Below are 802 nucleotides of genomic sequence, written 5' to 3'. Positions count from 1 at the left end.
TACTAACCGCTTGGTCCGGCGGCTCCACCACTCCCCTCAACTCCGAAGAGATCAGGGCGGCTTCACGGCCTTAGCATCACGATGCTCGATGTTTGACGCTTCACAGCGGGTACCGGAATATCAACCGGTTATCCATCGACTACGCCTGTCGGCCTCGCCTTAGGTCCCGACTTACCCTGGGCAGATCAGCTTGACCCAGGAACCCTTAGTCAATCGGCGCACACGTTTCTCACGTGTGTATCGCTACTCATGCCTGCATTCTCACTCGTGAACCGTCCACAACTCGCTTCCGCGGCTGCTTCACCCGGCACACGACGCTCCCCTACCCATCACAGCCGCCGTTGGGCGTATATGCTGCAATGACACGACTTCGGCGGTACGCTTGAGCCCCGCTACATTGTCGGCGCGGAATCACTAGACCAGTGAGCTATTACGCACTCTTTCAAGGGTGGCTGCTTCTAAGCCAACCTCCTGGTTGTCTGTGCGACTCCACATCCTTTCCCACTTAGCGTACGCTTAGGGGCCTTAGTCGATGCTCTGGGCTGTTTCCCTCTCGACCATGGAGCTTATCCCCCACAGTCTCACTGCCGCGCTCTCACTTACCGGCATTCGGAGTTTGGCTAAGGTCAGTAACCCGGTAGGGCCCATCGCCTATCCAGTGCTCTACCTCCGGCAAGAAACACACGACGCTGCACCTAAATGCATTTCGGGGAGAACCAGCTATCACGGAGTTTGATTGGCCTTTCACCCCTAACCACAGGTCATCCCCCAGGTTTTCAACCCTGGTGGGTTCGGTCCTCCA

Annotated in this window: 1 rRNA gene; it reads right to left on the bottom strand. The window is 57.2% G+C overall.

Going from position 1 to position 802, the window contains the following annotated elements:
* A 23S ribosomal RNA gene (locus ABEB07_RS38675) occupies positions 1–802 on the bottom strand; the annotation flags it as partial.

The organism is Streptomyces similanensis (genome assembly GCF_039543625.1).
Lineage (GTDB): Bacteria > Actinomycetota > Actinomycetes > Streptomycetales > Streptomycetaceae > Streptomyces > Streptomyces similanensis.
This window is presented reverse-complemented; position numbering and strand designations above follow the sequence as displayed.